Raw genomic sequence first — 16,379 nt, forward strand, 5'->3', positions numbered from 1 at the left:
GGCGGCATCGCTGCCGCCCTTTCCGTAAGCTTGCGAGATTGGCTGGATTAGAAGTCCATGCCGCCCATGCCGCCCATGCCGCCGCCGCCCATGCCGCCAGGCATGCCGCCGCCAGCCGACTCCTTCTTCGGAGCCTCCGCGATCATGGCTTCGGTGGTGACCAGCAGGCCGGCGACCGAGGCCGCGTCCTGCAGAGCCGTGCGCACAACCTTGACCGGATCGACGATACCCATGGCGATCATGTCGCCATATTCGCCGGTCTGGGCGTTGTAGCCGAAGGTTGCCCCCTTGTTCTCAAGGATCTTGCCGGCAACGATCGATGCTTCCGCACCGGCGTTGGCCGCGATCTGGCGGGCCGGAGCCTGCAGCGCGCGGCGCACGATGTTGATGCCGGCGGCCTGGTCGGAGTTGGCGCCGGTTGCCTTGATGCTCAGCGAAGCGCGCAGCAGTGCGACGCCGCCGCCGGGAACGATGCCTTCTTCGACGGCCGCGCGGGTCGCGTTGAGGGCGTCATCGACGCGGTCCTTCTTTTCCTTGACTTCCACTTCGGTCGCACCGCCGACGCGGATGACGGCAACGCCGCCCGCCAGCTTGGCGAGACGTTCCTGCAGCTTCTCCTTGTCGTAGTCCGAGGTGGTCTCCTCGATCTGCTGCTTGATCTGGGCGACGCGGCCCTGGATTTCGGCCTTCTTGCCGGCGCCGTCGACGATGGTGGTGTTCTCCTTGGAGATCGACACCTTCTTGGCGCGGCCGAGCATGTTCAGGCCGACATTCTCGAGCTTGATGCCGAGGTCTTCGGAAATGACCTGGCCACCGGTGAGGATGGCGATGTCTTCCAGCATGGCCTTGCGGCGATCACCGAAGCCCGGCGCCTTGACGGCAGCGATCTTCAGGCCGCCACGCAGCTTGTTGACGACCAGCGTGGCCAGGGCCTCGCCTTCGACATCTTCCGAGATGATGACCAGCGGCTTCGAGGTCTGCACGACGGCCTCGAGGATCGGCAGCATGGCCTGCAGGTTGGAGAGCTTCTTCTCGTGGAGAAGAATGTAGGCGTCTTCCAGATCCGCAACCATCTTCTCGGCGTTGGTGACGAAGTAGGGCGAGAGATAGCCGCGGTCGAACTGCATGCCTTCAACGACTTCAAGCTCGGTCTCGGCGGTCTTTGCTTCCTCGACGGTGATGACGCCCTCATTGCCGACCTTCTGCATCGCTTCCGCGATCATCGAGCCGACCGACACGTCGCCATTGCCGGCGATAGTGCCGACCTGGGCAACCTCTTCCGAGGTCTTGATCTTCTTGGCGTTCTTGATCAGCGTCGCGACGACGTCGGCGACGGCGAGGTCGATGCCGCGCTTGAGGTCCATCGGGTTCATGCCGGCGGCAACCGACTTGTGGCCTTCCTGGACGATCGATTGTGCCAGAACGGTCGCGGTGGTGGTGCCGTCGCCGGCGATGTCGTTGGTCTTCGAAGCAACTTCGCGGACCATCTGCGCGCCCATGTTTTCGAACTTGTCCTCAAGCTCGATTTCCTTGGCGACGGTGACGCCGTCCTTGGTGATGCGCGGTGCGCCGAACGACTTGTCGATGACGACGTTGCGGCCCTTGGGGCCGAGCGTGACCTTCACCGCGTCGGCGAGGATGTTGACGCCGCGCAGCATGCGCTCACGAGCGTCGCGGGAGAATTTTACGTCTTTGGCAGCCATTTTTAGCTCCTGGCAGGGGCTTGGATTGAGCCCGAAGATTTAAACGAGGGTGAGGCCGATATTCAGCCGATGATGCCCATGATGTCGGATTCCTTCATGATCAGAAGGTCTTCGCCATTGAGCTTGACTTCGGTGCCCGACCACTTGCCGAACAGGATGCGGTCACCGGCCTTGACGTCCAGCGGGACGAGCTTGCCGGCTTCGTCGCGGGCGCCGGAACCGACGGCGATGATCTCGCCTTCCTGCGGCTTTTCCTTAGCCGTATCGGGGATGATGATCCCGCCCGCGGTCTTGGATTCGGATTCGACCCGACGAACGACCACGCGGTCATGAAGCGGGCGGAACTTCGACTTTGCCATTTTTTATTCCTCGATGAGAATGGTGAGAACAGTTCCTCCGTCCGGCGGCGCCGGACATGTGGTTAGCACTCATCTTGGGGGAGTGCTAACGTGGCGCTGAAATAGGCTGGCAGCTCGTGCGAGTCAAGGCGCCCGCTGGGCATAATCAGGACAATTGCTTCAAACGGATACTTGACCAAGTCAACTAAATCGCTGATCTTGCCGGGAGGAGGATGCCATGACCATTCATCATCACCCAGGCAAGGAGCGGATCGACGCGGTGCGGGCCTTCAACCGCTTCTACACCCGCCAGATCGGGCTGCTCGACGAAGGGCTGCTGAAAAGCACCTTCTCGCTGACCGAGGCGCGGGTGCTCTATGAGCTGGCGCATCGCGATGGCCTGACCGCCACCGACCTTGCGCGCGATCTCGGCCTCGATGCCGGTTATCTCAGCCGGCTGCTGAAGAAGTTCGAGGAGCGTGATCTGGTCGAGCGCGCCACGATCGAGGCGGATGCGCGGCGCTCATCGATCGCGCTGACCAAGGCCGGGCGGCAGGCCTTCGCGCCGCTGAACCAGGGTTCGCACGACCAGGTCGCGGCTTTGCTCGAACGGCTTCCAGTTCCCGAACAGGACAGGCTGGTCAAGGCCATGCAGACGGTGCAGCGTTTGCTGGGCGGAAGCGCCGAACCCAAAATTCCCTATATGCTGCGGCCCCTGCAAGTCGGCGACATCGGCTGGATCATTCATCGCCAGGGCCTGCTCTACGCGCAGGAATATGGCTGGGACGAAACCTATGAAGCGCTGGTCGCCGAAATCCTCGGTGCCTTCGTCAAATCCTTCGATCCGAAATGGGAACGCAGCTGGATCGCCGAGCGGGAAGGGGAGGTCGTCGGCTCGGTCTTCGTCGTGCGCCAGTCGGACGCGGTGGCGAAGTTGCGCCTGCTCTATGTCGAGCCGTCGGCGCGCGGCCTCGGCATCGGCAAGCGGCTGGTCGAGGAATGTGTCGGCTTTTGCCGCGCCAGGGGCTACAGGACACTGACGCTGTGGACCAACGACGTGCTCGCCGCCGCTCGCCACATCTATGAGGCTGCGGGCTTTAAATTGACCAACGAGGAGCGCCACCATTCCTTCGGCAAGGATCTGGTCGGCCAGAACTGGAATTTGGAGCTGTAGCAGCGCCGCAGAATTTCGAGCATCGGCCTGGGGCGGTCGCTCAGGTCGCAGGCTTAATGTTTTGGTTCAAGCGAAAGAAATTGGTGGGATCATACTTGTTCTTTAGTGCGGCCAACCTCGGATAATTCTCGCCGTAAGCCGCCAGAACCCGATCAGTGCCCTCTTCGCCGAGATTATTGGCGTAGACGCCGCCGGTCGAGAACGGTCTCATTGCATCCCACAGGTCGCGCGCCCATCGGATGTGCGTTTCGTCGTCAGACGGATTGTCCCAGATCGATATCGGGAAGCAATCGTAAAGTGCATCTCTGTTGGCGTAGGGCGTTCCGTCCATCGGTACTCGCGAGATGGCGCCGCCAACCTGCTGCAGGACTAGAAGCGATTCGCTGGGTGCAGTCATGTAAGCCGCAAGCATGGTATCGATCGCCTGATCTGTGATTTCGCGCATGAACTGCGCCTTCCAGTAGTAGCGCCGCCCGCGCGGAAAGAGGCTGTCCCCGGCCGATTGGATTTGAAGATAGGGGACAGGAGCAATCCGGCGCTCAACTGGCGTGCCATACTCTCTCAGAGGTTGAATGATTTGCTGGCCTTCGTCGAGTGGGCCGATGTAGCACGCCGATATGCTGAAGAAGCGTTCGCCCGAGGGCGCCGTCACAAGTGCTGCATCCAGGCTCAGCTCATCCGGGGCGCCGCTCGAGAACGCACGATAGAACCGCATCGCTTCGCGTGCCTCTTCGTAGCGGTATAGCATCGATCCCGCGATGAGGAGCGGACCCACGGGATGGAGCTTGTATTCGAAGGTGGTGACTATTCCGAAATTGCCGCCGCCGCCCCGAATGCCCCAGAACAAATCTGCATTTTCGGCCGCGTTTGCCGTGACCAACCGGCCGTCCGCCGTCACGATTTCGACAGCGACAAGGTTGTCGCAGCTCAGTCCATGTTTGCGGCCAAGCTTGCCGAACCCGCCGCCGAGTGTCAGTCCGGCTATGCCGGTATCCGCATTGACACCCATGGTCGTCGCAAGACCATGGGCCTGTGTGGCTGCGTCGAACTCGCCCAGGTTTAGGCCGGCTTCTGCGCGCGCAACACGGCGGATCGGGTCGACTTCGATCCGCTTCATGCGTGACACATCGATCACCAAGCCGCCGTCGCATACCGAACTGCCGGCGACGTTATGACCACCGCCGCGGACGGCGACGAGGAAGCCTTGCGATCGGGCGAAGTTGACGGCCGTGACGACATCGCTGGATTCGGCGCAATAGAAGACAGCCGCCGGCCTCTTATCGACCATGCCATTCCAAACTCTGCGCGCCTGGTCATAGCCAGGGTCGTCCGGAAGGATCAGATCGCCGCGAATCGCCTGCCTGAGCCGGGCGATATCTGGCGCCTGCAACGTCGGCTCGGAACCGTCTATAAGCTTGAACATGCTCATCGAGGGATACCCTTCGTGATCCAGCATTGGACAGGACGCTGTCGTTCACCGGATCATAATGATCTCATGCGGCGCCATTCGCTGCAAAATCGAATATCTCAGTCGCTGGATGAGCTAAATTCATCTAAACTGCCTGGATGAGAAAACTTCCGCCGCTCGGGTCGCTTCGCGCCTTCGAAGCCGCTGCCAGGCTGATGAGCTTCAGGAAGGCCGCGACGGAACTCGGAGTGACGCCAACGGCCATCAGCCACCAGATTCGATTGCTGGAGGAGGTCTGTGGGCAACTGCTGTTCCGGCGGCGCCCACGACCGCTCGTGCTCACAGGCGTGGGCGAACGGCTATTCCCGGTAATTTGCAGCGGCTTCGACGCTTTCGCTGCGGCAATAGCATCAGCCTCGGCCGGAGTTGGCCATCGCCCGTTGCGCGTGACGAGCCCAAATGCATTTGCCAGCCGATGGCTGGTTCCGCGCCTGTCGAAGTGGCGCGAACAGCATCCGAACATTCCACTGGAGATCATCGGGACAGACGCCGTTCTGGACCTGCGAGCCGGTGACGCCGACGTCGCGATCCGCTATGCGCGCAGGATGCCGCGGGATGTTCCCGCGCAGGAAATTTTTCGGGACGCATTCTTTCCGGTATGCAGCCCGGAGCTGTTCGCAGGAGGCGACCGACAGATCGAGCGCGCCGCCGATCTGCTGCAATACCCGCTCATCCATTTCAATTGGACGAACCGCGACCCGGAAGCGCCGACTTGGCAACGATGGCTGGCGATCGCACGCTCGATCGATCCCAGCATCCCCAATGCCAACCAGGCATGGGACCTAAGCTTCCGCGAAGAGCTGCACGCGATTGACGCGGTAGCGGCAGGCCAAGGTATCGCTATCTGCAGCGATGTGGTCGTCAGTGGCGAACTCGAGGCTGGCAGGCTAGTCAAGGCACATGATCTCTGTCTGCCAGGCTATGGCTTTTACCTTGCCTGCGTAGCCAATCACCCCCGACAAGCGCATATCGAAGCGTTTTCCGCCTGGATGAGATCGATAGTCTGAGCATCTGAACGCCGATCTTCTGCATGCTCGTCACAAGCGCCCGGCGTAATAAATTGCTAACCACGATCGCCCTGCACCGACTGCCATGCACACATGCCGGCTTCTGGCACAATCCGGCTCCTTGAATTATGAGCACGCTTATTATATATGTCGCTCATGGTTTCCGACGGCATCGACAGATTGGGCTTTTTGATCCACGACGTGCAGCGCCTGATGCGCAAGCGCTTCGAGGCGCGCGCCAGTGGTTTCGGCCTTTCTTCGGCGCAATGGCGGCTTCTGGTACGTGTCGCCAAGGAGGCGGGTGTTGCGCAGGCGCGGCTTGCTGAGCTTCTCGAAATCGAGCCGATCAGCGTCTCGCGTCTTGTCGATCGCATGGAGGAGGGCGGCTGGATCGAGCGCCGTCCCGACGCAACCGACAGGCGAGTGCGCATGATTTTCCCGACCGCCAAGGCGAACGCGGCCTACGCCCACGTCAAGAGCCTTGCCGGCGAGGTTTATGAGGAATCGCTCGTTGGCGTTTCGCCGGAAGATCGCCGCGTCCTGGTCAGGGCGCTGGAGACAATGGTGCAGAATCTTGCAGATGGTGAGACGCCGCCCCCGGAAAAAGTGAAGAATACGGAAGGCGCAGCAGCATGAACGCGGTAGCCAAACTAGATGAGAATGCGGCCAAGCTGGAGATGGAAGCTCCCGCGAAGCCGGCGGCAGCTCCGGTAACGGTCGCTCCGCAGATAGCTCCGGCGCCGGTGGCGCCGAAGAAGAAGCGCCGTGCCGGCCGCTTCCTTTTGATGTTTGTGCTGCCCGCTGCGTTGATCGCCGGCGGCAGCTATGTCTGGGTGACCGGCGGCCGCTATCAGGAGACCGAGAACGCCAATCTGCAGCAGGCCAAGGTGTCGATAGCCGCCGATACGGCGGGCCGCATCGTTCAGGTCGACATTTTCGACAACCAGTCTGTCAAGCAGGGCGACGTGTTGTTCGCTATCGATCCCGAGCCCTACCGGATCGCATTGGCCCAGGCCGACGCGGCGGTGGCCGGCGCACGGCTCAATGTCGAGCAGCTGCGTGCGGCCTACAGCCAGGCGCTGGCGCAGGAGAAGTCCGACGAAAGCCAGGTCCAGTACGCGCAGTCGCAATATGACCGCGCCGCCGACCTTGCCCAGAAGGGCATCAACGCCAAGTCGTCTCTGGACGAAGCCAAGAACGACCTCGACAAGGCGAAGCAGCAGCTGGCCGTGGCCCAGCAAGGGATCGTCAGCGCCAAGGCGGCACTTGGCGGCAATCCCGACATCGAGACCGACAAGCATCCAACGGTAATGGCGGCGCTCGCCGCACGCGACAAGGCGGCCTACGATCTGGTCCAGACCACGGTCAAGGCACCTGCCGACGGCATCATCAGCCAGGCCGCTTCGTTCAAGGTCGGCCAGTATGTCGGTTCGGGCACGCCGCTGTTTTCGCTGGTCGAGACCGGCGACACCTGGGTCGACGCCAATTTCAAGGAAACCCAGCTCACCAACATGAAGCCGGGCCAGAAGGCCGAAATCGTGGTCGATACCTATCCGGGCAAGACGTTCGAAGCCACCGTCAAGGCGATCGGCGCCGGCACCGGGGCCGAGTTCTCGCTGCTGCCCGCGCAGAACGCCACCGGCAACTGGGTCAAGGTCACGCAGCGCATTCCGGTCCGCCTGGAATTGGCCGATGCCGACGCCAAGACGGCGCTGCGCACCGGCATGAGCGCGACGGTCACGGTGGACACCGGCGTTTCCCGCGGGCTGCCGAGCATTTTCCGCCGCGCCACGGCAGGCGAGGCCAGGTAAAGAGGCCTGGTAGCGGCCGCATAGCAAACAGCGAGATGGATGCAGGATTGGTCCGAGGGAGGCGCAGGAAAAGTTGAATGCGTGGACGGGCTGCGCTGTAGCCTGCCTGAGCAGACAACGCCGCGCAGGATCTTCGGTCCTCAGGTTTCCGGGCGGCAGGCGCCCGCTTTGTCGAGACGCTCAGTCGATGTAACCCCCACATCGATGCTCGCGTCCCACCGCGATGAGGGTCTCTCTACAGCGGGGCCTCGCCGTCCGGAAACCTAATGTACACGTTTTTGTTACCTGCTGGAAGTTTTACGTCATGAGCAGCCCAGAACCCTTTCGCGAAGTACCGCACCGCGGCCTGATCACAGTTGCGCTCATGCTTGCGACGATCATGCAGGCGCTCGACACGACGATCGCCAACGTTGCGCTGCCGACCATGACCGGCGATCTCGGCGCCTCCCCCGACAACATCAACTGGGTGTTGACCTCCTACATCGTTGCCGCCGCGATCATGACGCCGGTGACCGGCTGGCTGGCCGACCGCTTCGGTCGCAAGGAGCTGTTCCTGACGGCCGTGGTCGGTTTCACCGTCTTTTCAATGCTGTGCGGCATCGCCTGGAGCCTTGAGACCATCGTTTTGTTCCGGCTCATGCAAGGCGTGTTCGGCGCGGCCATCGTGCCGCTGTCGCAGACCTTCCTGCTCGACATCAACCCCAGGGAACGCCACGGCCAGGCCATGGCTATCTGGGGCGCGGGCATCATGCTGGGACCGATCCTTGGCCCGACGCTGGGTGGCTGGCTGACCGAGAATTTCAACTGGCGCTGGGTGTTCTTCATCAACCTGCCGGTCGGCATCATCGCCTTCCTCGGCATGGCCGCATATCTTCCCAGCGTCGCCCGGCGGGTGCGCAGCTTCGATTTCTTCGGCTTCACCATGCTCTCGCTCGGTGTCGGCGCGCTGCAGCTGATGCTCGATCGCGGCGGCGAGGTCGACTGGTTTTCCTCGATCGAGATATGGATCGAGCTTGGTCTTTCCATCACCGGCTTCTGGGTATTCACCATCCACACGTTGACGGCGGAGCACCCCTTTATCGACCCCAAGATCTTCCTCGATCGCAATTTCGTCACCGGGCTGGCGTTCATCTTTGTCATGGGCGTGCTCATCCTGGCGAGCATGTCGCTGCTGCCGCCAATGCTGTCGACCATCTTCGGCTATCCGACCCTCACCATCGGCGTCGTCCTGGGGCCGCGCGGTGTCGGCACGATGATCGCGATGCTGTTCGTCGGGCGGATCATGCACAGGATCGATGCCAGGATCCTCGTCGTCATTGGCTTCCTGCTGACCGCGCAATCGCTCTACACGATGTCGAGCTTTTCGCCGCAGATGGACAACTGGCTTATCCTCAGTTCCGGCGTGATCCAGGGCCTTGGAATGGGAATGGTGTTCGTGCCGCTGTCGACCGTGGCTTTCGCCACGCTCGACGCACGTTTCCGCACCGATGCAACGGCGCTGTTCAGCCTGGTGCGCAATCTTGGCTCGTCGATCGGCGTATCGGTGGTGACGGTTCTGCTGGTACGCAACACGCAGATCAACCACGCCGAGCTCTCGGCCTATATCAATCCGTTCAATCCCAACCTCTGGGCGGCATCGCCGGCAGCGGCGGGCGGCGATGCGACGGCGCTGTCGCTGATGGATCGCATGGTCAATATCCAGGCGATGATGATCTCCTACGTCAATGATTTCAAGCTGCTGATGATGATGACACTGCTTGCTGTCCCCTTTGTTTTCCTGCTGCGCAAGCCAAAGGCTGCGCCGCCCGCCGGTGGGGCGCCTGCCGCGCATATGGACTAAGTCTCACGGCTCCGGCACCGCGACCGGCTCACGGCTTCCGTTGCCTGTGCCGGTAGCGTCGGTTCACCTGCCATTAGTATATCCGGACCAATATGCAGTCGCTTTTGGGTTGAAGGCGAGCCTCCTTTGCTTGCCTCAAGCATCAGCGGGAGGAATTGTGTTTGGCCACGAAGTCATCCAGGCAAACCGCCGACGCGCCCGAATCCGCAAATTTGACGACGCTGGCACAACTGGCGACTGCCTCATATGAGGCCCTCGAGCGCGAGCTTCGCGCCACGATTGCGGCACTTCAGGACCAGGCACTGCGGTTCCAGACCGCGATAGAGAACATCTCGCAAGGCATCTGTTTCTTTGATGCCGATGAACGGCTGATCCTGTGCAATCGACGCTATGCGGAAATCTATCGCCTTGCACCGGAGCAATTGCAGCCGGGTGCGGCGCTGCGCGAAATCGTCGAGCGGCGCGTCGCTGTCGGAACCTCGGCAATGAATGCGGACGCTTATCTGGCGTTGGCCCGGGCAGTCAATTCGGGCGCGGCTTCGGGGAACTGGACAGCCGAGCTCGCCGATGGCCGGACAATTCAGGTCTGCCATCAGCCGATGCCTGACGGCGGCTGGGTGGCCACGCATGAGGACATCAGCGAGCTCAGCGCCAACCGCTTGGTCGTCGACGAGCGTATCTCCTTGCAGACGCTGATCGACCTGGTGCCTGACTACATGTGGGTGAAGGACACCGAAAGCCGCTTCGTCGTCGCCAACCGAGCCATTGCGTCCGACAGCGGTCGAGACAGCACGAGCGACATGATCGGTCTGAGCGACTTCGACCTTCACGCGCCGGATCTTGCGCAGAAATTTCGCGTCATCGAGCAGCAACTGATGCGCGACGGACAGCCGATGATCGACGAGGAGGAGTTCGTCGTCGATGCGTCAGGCACCGGCAAATGGTTCCTGTCTACGAAACTGCCGTTGCGCAACGTTCAGAACAACATTTTCGGCCTCGTCGGCATTGCCCGCGACATCACTGCGCGCAAGCAGGCCGAAATCCTTCGCGACGGGCAGGCGCATATCCTCGAGATGATCGCAAAGAGCGCTCCCCTCGAAGACGTGCTCGAGCGGCTCATGCGTCTGGTCGAGTCCCAACTGGCGGGGATATTCGGTTCGGTCTTGCTGCTCGACAAGGATGGCAGCCACTTGCGCCACGCCGCCGCGCCGAGCCTGGCGAGAGACTACACCGACGCCGTCGACGGCGCCGCGGTAGGCCCAAGGGCAGGGTCTTGCGGTACCGCAGTCTATCGGCGCGAGCCGGTGATTGTCGCTGACATCATGCAGGATCCGCTTTGGCAGGACTATCGCGAACTCGCGCGGCCACACGGTTTGCGTTCATGCTGGTCGACGCCGATCCTGTCGCATCAGGGCGCCGTGCTCGGCGTTTTTGCGATGTATTCTGTGACGGTGCGCGAACCGACCGAGGCCGAGACTCGCCTCATCGATTTCACCACGCGCATCGCCGGGATCGCCATCGAACGCAAACAGGCCGAAGACCGGATCCACTTCATGGCCAATCATGACGTGCTGACCGGGCTCCCCAATCGCGCCTTGTTGGAGGACCGGCTTTCACAGGCAGTCTTGTACGCCCAGCGATACGATCGCTGGGTGACAGTGGTGTTCATCGATCTGGACAATTTCAAATTCGTCAACGACACGCTCGGCCACAATGCCGGCGACGAGCTCCTGAAGATCGTCGCAAGTCGCATGGTCGACTGCGTCCGGGCGACCGATACCGTCGTGCGGCTTGGCGGCGACGAATTCGTCGTCGTGCTTTTCGACCAGCCGGCGAACGTCGATCTCGTTTCCGAGACCTTGCAAAAGCTCAGGGCTGCACTCGCCGAGCCGGTTCAGCTCGGAGCGCATCTTGTGCGGGCGACGGCCAGCATCGGCATTGCCAACTATCCCAAGGATGGGACGGATCCCGATACGCTGCTGGCAAATGCCGACGCGGCCATGTATCGCGCCAAGGAGTTCGGCCGCGATAATTTCCAGTTTTACGCTCCGGAGTTCAACACCAGGGCGCATGAAAAATTCGTGCTTCAGGAAGAGTTGCGAAACGCCTTGGCGCGTTCGGAATTCACGCTGCTCTACCAACCGCAGGTGGACCTTCGGTCAGGTCGGGTTTTTGCGGTCGAGGCGCTGATACGCTGGAACCACCCAACGCTTGGCACGGTAATGCCGACGATGTTCATCCCGACCGCCGAGGAGACAGGTCTGATCGTATCGATCGGCGACTGGGTCCTGCATGAGGCGTGCCGGCAGAACAAAGCCTGGCAAGACGCAGGACTGCCGCCCTTGACCGTTTGCGTGAATGTGTCGGCGCGGCAATTCAGGGAGCGCAACCTGATCGATCGCATCGTCAGCGCGCTGAAGGACAGCGGCCTGGAGGCCAGGTATCTCGAGCTGGAGGTGACCGAGAGCCTTATCATGCAGGATATCGAGCTGGCGGTCGCCACCATGAACGCCCTGCAAAGCCTGGGTGTCCAGATCTCGATCGATGATTTTGGCACCGGCTATTCCAGCCTCAGCGCACTCAAGACCTTTCCCGTGGCGCGGCTGAAGATCGACAAGTCCTTCATCAAGGATCTCGCCGCCGACGAGAACGATCAGGCTGTGGCCAGCGCGGTGATTTCATTGGGGCAAAATCTCAACCTGAGGGTCATCGCCGAGGGCGTTGAGACAGATGATCAGGTGGCTTTCCTGCGCAGAAACAATTGCGACGAAATGCAGGGCTATCATTTCAGCAGGCCGATTTGTGCGCAGGACGTCGAGGAATTGCTCGGCGGCGGCCGCAAAGACTGACGGATCGGTCGCCAGCAGGCTTCTGCCGACCAAATGGCGGAAGTTATCTGCCGAGCACAAGGCACCAGTAGCGAAGCGTGCTGTCGCGGCCGTCGCGCACATAGGCGAGGCCGAAGCGGGTGAAGCGCGGGTCGAGCATGTTGCGGCGGTGGCCTGGCGAATGCACCCAGATATCAAACAGCTTCTGCTGGTCGAAGCGGCCTTCGGCGATGTTTTCGGCGGCAGCGCCGGCAATGCCATTGTCTTTGACGCGCGAGGCAAAGTCCTTGCCCCAGCCGGTGGTGTGGTTCATTCGGCCGCCGCGCGCCATATAGCCGGCCTGCTGCAGCGCCGCCTGCTCGAGCGGCGCATCGGGGACAAGCGGCCCGAGACCCGCCGAAGCGCGGATGCCGGCCAGCGTGCCAGCGGCGGAGGCAGAGACACCGGCGCCTTCGCCGGTGGGCAGCACGGTGGCGCAGGCGACGAGCCCGGCAAGGGCGCCAAGGCCGGCAGCTCTGAGCAGCACGCGCCTGCTTAGGCTTGGTTGGGCCTCATAATTTTCGATTTTCGTAACGGTCATGCCCGCCTGACATAACCGCGATCATGGCTTTTGCCGGGCAGGGCGGTGAAAATGCGTGATGATGGTTTCGACGTGATGGCACTGTGTCAGATTGATTTCACTGCTCAATCGAAACAGGCTTGCTCGGATGGCGGCATTCGCCCAGGCGGCTGTTCGGGCTCGATACGCCCAGGGGCTCGATACCCAGTCAGGCATTCACGGACCGAGAGTTTCTTTTGCCCCATCTTTGCGGCTTGACGAGCGCTGGCGAGGTATCCTCGGTTGCAAATTTTCTCTGGGGGATATCGCTTGCAGTGACGACCGGAGCGATTCGTACGCCTGAGCACCAAGCAGCCTCCGGTATTGGTCTTCGAGACGCTGATTGAAATCGTGGACGGTCCGGATCACCGCAAGCGCCGCGTTAGTTGCAACGATTAATTTGGCCCGTCGGTCGTTCGGATCATGCGAGCGCCGAACATAACCGAGGCGCTCCAGTTCATCGATCAACTCACCCATCGATGCTTTGCCAATGCCCGCACGCTCTGCGAGGACGCTGGGTCGGGTTCCCTCCGCGTCGATGTTGGCGAATACAGCGCCGTGTTTGGGCTTGATTGCCGAATGGCCGCTCTCCCGGAGAACCTGGACCAAAGCGCTCGCCGACGATTGATAAGCATAGAGAAGCAGAGACTGCGTGTATGGCTGATTATCCATCTTTCCAAACTTATATGGTGCCCATATAGTATGGCAACCGAACTATATCGCAGGAGGTCAGCATGGCTACCGGCAACGTCCGAACTGAAGGGGTGGAAAGTGTCGCGCACAGGCTGATCGAAGCTTGGAATCGTCACGATGCTCGCGCCTTTGCCGCCGTATTCGCGGCAGATGCCGAATTTACAAACGTCTTCGGTATGCAGGCGACTGGACGTGACAAGATCGAGCAGTTCCATGCCCCAATTTTTGAGAAGATGTTCAAGCACAGCCACCTATCCGCCGAAAGCGTGCGGAACAGGCTTGTTCGCCCTGATGTTGCCACGCTCGACCTGCGGTGGTCCATGACTGGCGCGCTCGATCCGATGGGAAACGAAGGGCCGCGTCGGCGCGGATTAATCAGCGTAGTGGCGACGCGGGATCATGATGAATGGTTGATTGCAACGATGCACAATATGGAACTTGGGGACGATCAAATGGCAAAGTCTCAGGAGAAACTTCAAGAGCATAAGTAGGCTCTTCATTCACACAGAATCAAAAGCGACAGCCAGCCAGCATGGTCAAGCCGATCTGATCGGGCAACGAGATCGAACGGCGGGTCAGGTGATCGGGATTGGCGAGCTATGCTACAGGAGTTGGTGCCGGATGGCGGTGCCTTGTCCCGGTTTGGCTGGCACAATGGCGCGCCCCATAGCCGGTCGCCTTGGTCTTGCGGAATCTAATGTATGAACGGCTTGGAGCGCGCTGGGCTCTCGCCGGCAGTTCTTTGCGGCGCGGTGATCGCCGGGCGGCTATTCCGCCGCCACGAGTTTGGTTTCCGGCGTCGATGTAGCCCGGCTGGCCCGATCGTCCTCGGTATCTTCCCACCAATCGCCCAGGGCGTCGATGAGCGGCACAAGCTTGAGACCGGGCTCCGTCAGGTCGTAATCCACGGGTAGCGGATAGCCGGCATGCGCTGTTCGCCGCACAATCCCGGCTTCCTCCAGCTTGCGTAGTTCGAGCGCCAGGATGCGGTGCGACACTGTCGGATTGTCACGCCTTAGGTCGCTGAAGCGCTTGGTACCGTCCTTGAGATAATAGAGCAGCAAGGTGGGCCAGCGACCGCTGAGCACACGCATGGTCTCCTCGATCGGGCAGCGTGAGACGACATCTTTCATGGCGGGGACCTGGTTACAGAATAGTGCGTAATTTACATGGGGCGACCAGCGTTTAGGGTCAAGTTTCGCTGCGCAGCGTGATCCCTAAATCATGGAAGAGACAAAGAAATGGAACCTATTCTCCTTTACGGCTTCCCGCTGGGAAGTTCGATGGGGCTTGTCGCTGCTTTTGAACGCCTCGAACAACGCTACCGCCTGTGTCGTGTCGACATGCTCGCTGAGATGAAGAACGACGCCTATGCCAGTATCAACGGCCGCCAGGAAACGCCGGTGTTGATCACCGACGAAGGCAGGGTGCTCACCGAGACCATGGCGATTGCCGCCTGGCTCGAAGCTCGCGATACGCAACGTCGTATCAGCTTTGAGTCTCGCTCGCCGGAAGCCGACCGGATGCACCAGCTGATGGCTTTCGTGAACACCGGTTTCACCGCCGCTTTCACCCCGCTCTGGGCTGCTTATGAAATGGAGCCGGCCGAACCGGTGCTGCTGGCGACCTTGCGTGACTTTGGCCGCAAGGTCGTTACCAACCGCCATGACCAGCTCGAGGCGATGATCCTCGACACGGATTTCCTGGTCGGCGACCGGCTGACGCTTGCCGATACCACGCTGATCGGCGTGGCGCGCTGGGCGGAGTTCCACCAGGCGGTCGACGGCGCCGCTTATCCCAGGGTGGCGGCGCTACGCCGCCGCATCGAAGCCGATCCGGCCGTGCGATACGCGCTCGCTGTCGAGGCTGGCGAAAAGCCCGCCGGGTCAGGCGCTTGCCTCGGTCACGTGCCGCTGGCCGAGGTGATCGATCGCTTCGCGGCCTAATCCGTTCGTTCAGCCGCCCGGCGCCCCGGCGCCGGGCGGTGGCGACAAGCACGCCGGGATCCGCTATCATACGGGCGTTCTTGAAGTGGCAGCTGCGGGCGGCCATCCTGGCGGTGACCGCCCCGACACACGGGAGAAAGGTTATGGCCGGCTTTCATGTCATGGCGGACGCACGTGGAATGCATGTACAGCCCACGGTGCGCCGCATCAGCACCGAGGATCTGATAGATGCGCTCCGTCTCGGCGTAGAGGATTTCTGGGCCAAGCCGTCGCATTATGTGTTCCTGTGCCTGATCTATCCGGTGGTCGGCCTGATCCTGACGCAGTGGACCTCGGGCTCGAACGCCATCCAACTCATCTATCCGCTGATGTCCGGCTTCGCATTGGTCGGTCCGTTCGCCGCTATCGGCCTTTACGAAATCAGCCGCCGGCGCGAGTTCGGCATGGATACATCCTGGTGGCATGCGCTCGACGTGCGCCACTCCCCGGCGCTGCCCGCGATTGCAGTCATCGGTACCATGCTGGTGGTACTGTTCCTGCTCTGGCTGTTCACCGCGCAATCGATCTACACCAGCCTGTACGGCAATCAGCCTCCGGCCTCTATCGTCGGCTTTATTCGCGAAGTGCTGACGACCAGCAAGGGCTGGACACTGATCCTGCTCGGCAACTTGGCCGGGTTCGCCTTCGCCGCGATCGTGCTGGCGACGACTGTCGTCGCCTTTCCGCTGCTGCTCGACCGCGATGTCGGCGCGGTCTCGGCAGTCGAGACGTCGGCGCGCGCAGTTATGACAAACCCGCTGCAGATGGCGCTGTGGGGCCTGATGGTCGCCGTGCTCCTGGTCATCGGCTCGATCCCGCTATTTGCCGGGCTTGCCGTCGTCATGCCCATCCTTGGCCACGCGACCTGGCATCTCTACCGCAGGGTGGTCGAACCGGAGCGGGCAGAGCAGGTCAGGCGGCCGATGTAGGACCG

The 16,379-nt window shown here is 61.5% G+C and carries 15 protein-coding genes; 9 read left to right on the forward strand and 6 right to left on the reverse strand.

Translation table 11 applies throughout. From position 1 onward, the window contains the following. Positions 1-47: 47 nt before the first annotated feature. The gene (gene groL / locus NKI70_RS08905; protein WP_352541606.1) at positions 48-1,703 is read right to left on the reverse strand and encodes a chaperonin GroEL; all 1,656 of its coding nucleotides are present in this window, start codon (positions 1,701-1,703) and stop codon (positions 48-50) included. 62 nt (positions 1,704-1,765) lie between these two features. Continuing rightward, positions 1,766-2,062: a co-chaperone GroES gene (gene groES / locus NKI70_RS08910; protein ID WP_006203049.1), complete on the reverse strand. Its 297-nt coding sequence runs from the start codon at positions 2,060-2,062 to the stop codon at positions 1,766-1,768. 217 nt (positions 2,063-2,279) lie between these two features. On the opposite strand from groES, the gene NKI70_RS08915 reads away from it, so the two are divergent. Further along, complete coding sequence (locus NKI70_RS08915; RefSeq protein ID WP_352569757.1) at positions 2,280-3,215, forward strand: bifunctional helix-turn-helix transcriptional regulator/GNAT family N-acetyltransferase; 936 nt, start codon at positions 2,280-2,282, stop codon at positions 3,213-3,215. 40 nt (positions 3,216-3,255) lie between these two features. Here the strand turns inward: NKI70_RS08915 and NKI70_RS08920 are convergent, their stop codons facing one another. Next, a complete protein-coding gene (locus tag NKI70_RS08920) occupies positions 3,256-4,644 on the reverse strand; it encodes an FAD-binding oxidoreductase (protein ID WP_352569759.1) in 1,389 nt (462 codons plus the stop codon). A gap of 137 nt (positions 4,645-4,781) precedes the next feature. On the opposite strand from NKI70_RS08920, the gene NKI70_RS08925 reads away from it, so the two are divergent. From NKI70_RS08925 to NKI70_RS08945, 5 genes are all read left to right on the forward strand, one after another. Then, on the forward strand, positions 4,782-5,690 hold the full coding sequence (locus NKI70_RS08925) for a LysR substrate-binding domain-containing protein (protein ID WP_352724477.1): 909 nt from the start codon (positions 4,782-4,784) through the stop codon (positions 5,688-5,690). A 156-nt stretch (positions 5,691-5,846) separates the two neighbouring features. Next, the gene (locus NKI70_RS08930; protein ID WP_352699213.1) at positions 5,847-6,326 is read left to right on the forward strand and encodes a MarR family winged helix-turn-helix transcriptional regulator; all 480 of its coding nucleotides are present in this window, start codon (positions 5,847-5,849) and stop codon (positions 6,324-6,326) included. Then, positions 6,323-7,501, forward strand: a complete 1,179-nt coding sequence (locus NKI70_RS08935; protein ID WP_352724478.1) for an HlyD family secretion protein — start codon at positions 6,323-6,325, stop codon at positions 7,499-7,501. Before NKI70_RS08930 ends, NKI70_RS08935 begins: the two co-directional genes overlap by 4 nt. A 304-nt stretch (positions 7,502-7,805) precedes the next feature. Then, positions 7,806-9,341: a DHA2 family efflux MFS transporter permease subunit gene (locus NKI70_RS08940; protein WP_352699142.1), complete on the forward strand. Its 1,536-nt coding sequence runs from the start codon at positions 7,806-7,808 to the stop codon at positions 9,339-9,341. Positions 9,342-9,502: 161 nt separating this feature from the next. Then, a complete protein-coding gene (locus NKI70_RS08945) occupies positions 9,503-12,190 on the forward strand; it encodes an EAL domain-containing protein (RefSeq protein ID WP_352724479.1) in 2,688 nt (895 codons plus the stop codon). A 43-nt stretch (positions 12,191-12,233) separates the two neighbouring features. Here NKI70_RS08945 and NKI70_RS08950 read toward each other — a convergent pair whose 3' ends face one another. Beyond that, positions 12,234-12,749, reverse strand: coding sequence for a CAP domain-containing protein (locus NKI70_RS08950; protein WP_023674330.1), 516 nt, complete (start codon positions 12,747-12,749; stop codon positions 12,234-12,236). Positions 12,750-12,944: 195 nt separating this feature from the next. Then, a complete protein-coding gene (locus NKI70_RS08955; protein WP_051406070.1) occupies positions 12,945-13,439 on the reverse strand; it encodes a MarR family winged helix-turn-helix transcriptional regulator in 495 nt (164 codons plus the stop codon). 62 nt (positions 13,440-13,501) lie between these two features. On the opposite strand from NKI70_RS08955, the gene NKI70_RS08960 reads away from it, so the two are divergent. Continuing rightward, the gene (locus NKI70_RS08960; protein ID WP_023674332.1) at positions 13,502-13,951 is read left to right on the forward strand and encodes an SgcJ/EcaC family oxidoreductase; all 450 of its coding nucleotides are present in this window, start codon (positions 13,502-13,504) and stop codon (positions 13,949-13,951) included. Between the two features lie 276 nt (positions 13,952-14,227). Here the strand turns inward: NKI70_RS08960 and NKI70_RS08965 are convergent, their stop codons facing one another. Continuing rightward, positions 14,228-14,593, reverse strand: coding sequence for a winged helix-turn-helix transcriptional regulator (locus NKI70_RS08965; RefSeq protein WP_352724481.1), 366 nt, complete (start codon positions 14,591-14,593; stop codon positions 14,228-14,230). Positions 14,594-14,701: 108 nt separating this feature from the next. On the opposite strand from NKI70_RS08965, the gene NKI70_RS08970 reads away from it, so the two are divergent. Then, positions 14,702-15,406 carry a glutathione S-transferase family protein gene (locus NKI70_RS08970; RefSeq protein WP_023674334.1) on the forward strand — a complete coding sequence of 235 codons (705 nt, stop codon included), beginning with the start codon at positions 14,702-14,704 and terminating at the stop codon, positions 15,404-15,406. A 143-nt stretch (positions 15,407-15,549) separates the two neighbouring features. Next, the gene (locus tag NKI70_RS08975) at positions 15,550-16,374 is read left to right on the forward strand and encodes a DUF2189 domain-containing protein (protein WP_352724483.1); all 825 of its coding nucleotides are present in this window, start codon (positions 15,550-15,552) and stop codon (positions 16,372-16,374) included. Positions 16,375-16,379 lie beyond the last annotated feature (5 nt).

The sequence above is a fragment of the Mesorhizobium sp. M0500 genome, from assembly GCF_040321165.1.
In the GTDB taxonomy this organism is placed as follows: Bacteria; Pseudomonadota; Alphaproteobacteria; order Rhizobiales; family Rhizobiaceae; genus Mesorhizobium.

Bases quoted from the DNA above. Each gene is read 5' to 3' on its own strand.
- NKI70_RS08950 (WP_023674330.1), bottom strand. From the start codon at position 12,749: ATGACCGTTACGAAAATCGAAAATTATGAGGCCCAACCAAGCCTAAGC.
- NKI70_RS08930 (WP_352699213.1), top strand. From the start codon at position 5,847: ATGGTTTCCGACGGCATCGACAGATTGGGCTTTTTGATCCACGACGTG.
- NKI70_RS08955 (WP_051406070.1), bottom strand. From the start codon at position 13,439: ATGGATAATCAGCCATACACGCAGTCTCTGCTTCTCTATGCTTATCAA.
- NKI70_RS08975 (WP_352724483.1), top strand. From the start codon at position 15,550: ATGGCCGGCTTTCATGTCATGGCGGACGCACGTGGAATGCATGTACAG.
- NKI70_RS08960 (WP_023674332.1), top strand. From the start codon at position 13,502: ATGGCTACCGGCAACGTCCGAACTGAAGGGGTGGAAAGTGTCGCGCAC.
- groES (WP_006203049.1), bottom strand. From the start codon at position 2,062: ATGGCAAAGTCGAAGTTCCGCCCGCTTCATGACCGCGTGGTCGTTCGT.
- NKI70_RS08940 (WP_352699142.1), top strand. From the start codon at position 7,806: ATGAGCAGCCCAGAACCCTTTCGCGAAGTACCGCACCGCGGCCTGATC.
- NKI70_RS08935 (WP_352724478.1), top strand. From the start codon at position 6,323: ATGAACGCGGTAGCCAAACTAGATGAGAATGCGGCCAAGCTGGAGATG.
- NKI70_RS08925 (WP_352724477.1), top strand. From the start codon at position 4,782: ATGAGAAAACTTCCGCCGCTCGGGTCGCTTCGCGCCTTCGAAGCCGCT.
- NKI70_RS08915 (WP_352569757.1), top strand. From the start codon at position 2,280: ATGACCATTCATCATCACCCAGGCAAGGAGCGGATCGACGCGGTGCGG.
- NKI70_RS08965 (WP_352724481.1), bottom strand. From the start codon at position 14,593: ATGAAAGATGTCGTCTCACGCTGCCCGATCGAGGAGACCATGCGTGTG.
- NKI70_RS08970 (WP_023674334.1), top strand. From the start codon at position 14,702: ATGGAACCTATTCTCCTTTACGGCTTCCCGCTGGGAAGTTCGATGGGG.
- NKI70_RS08920 (WP_352569759.1), bottom strand. From the start codon at position 4,644: ATGAGCATGTTCAAGCTTATAGACGGTTCCGAGCCGACGTTGCAGGCG.
- groL (WP_352541606.1), bottom strand. From the start codon at position 1,703: ATGGCTGCCAAAGACGTAAAATTCTCCCGCGACGCTCGTGAGCGCATG.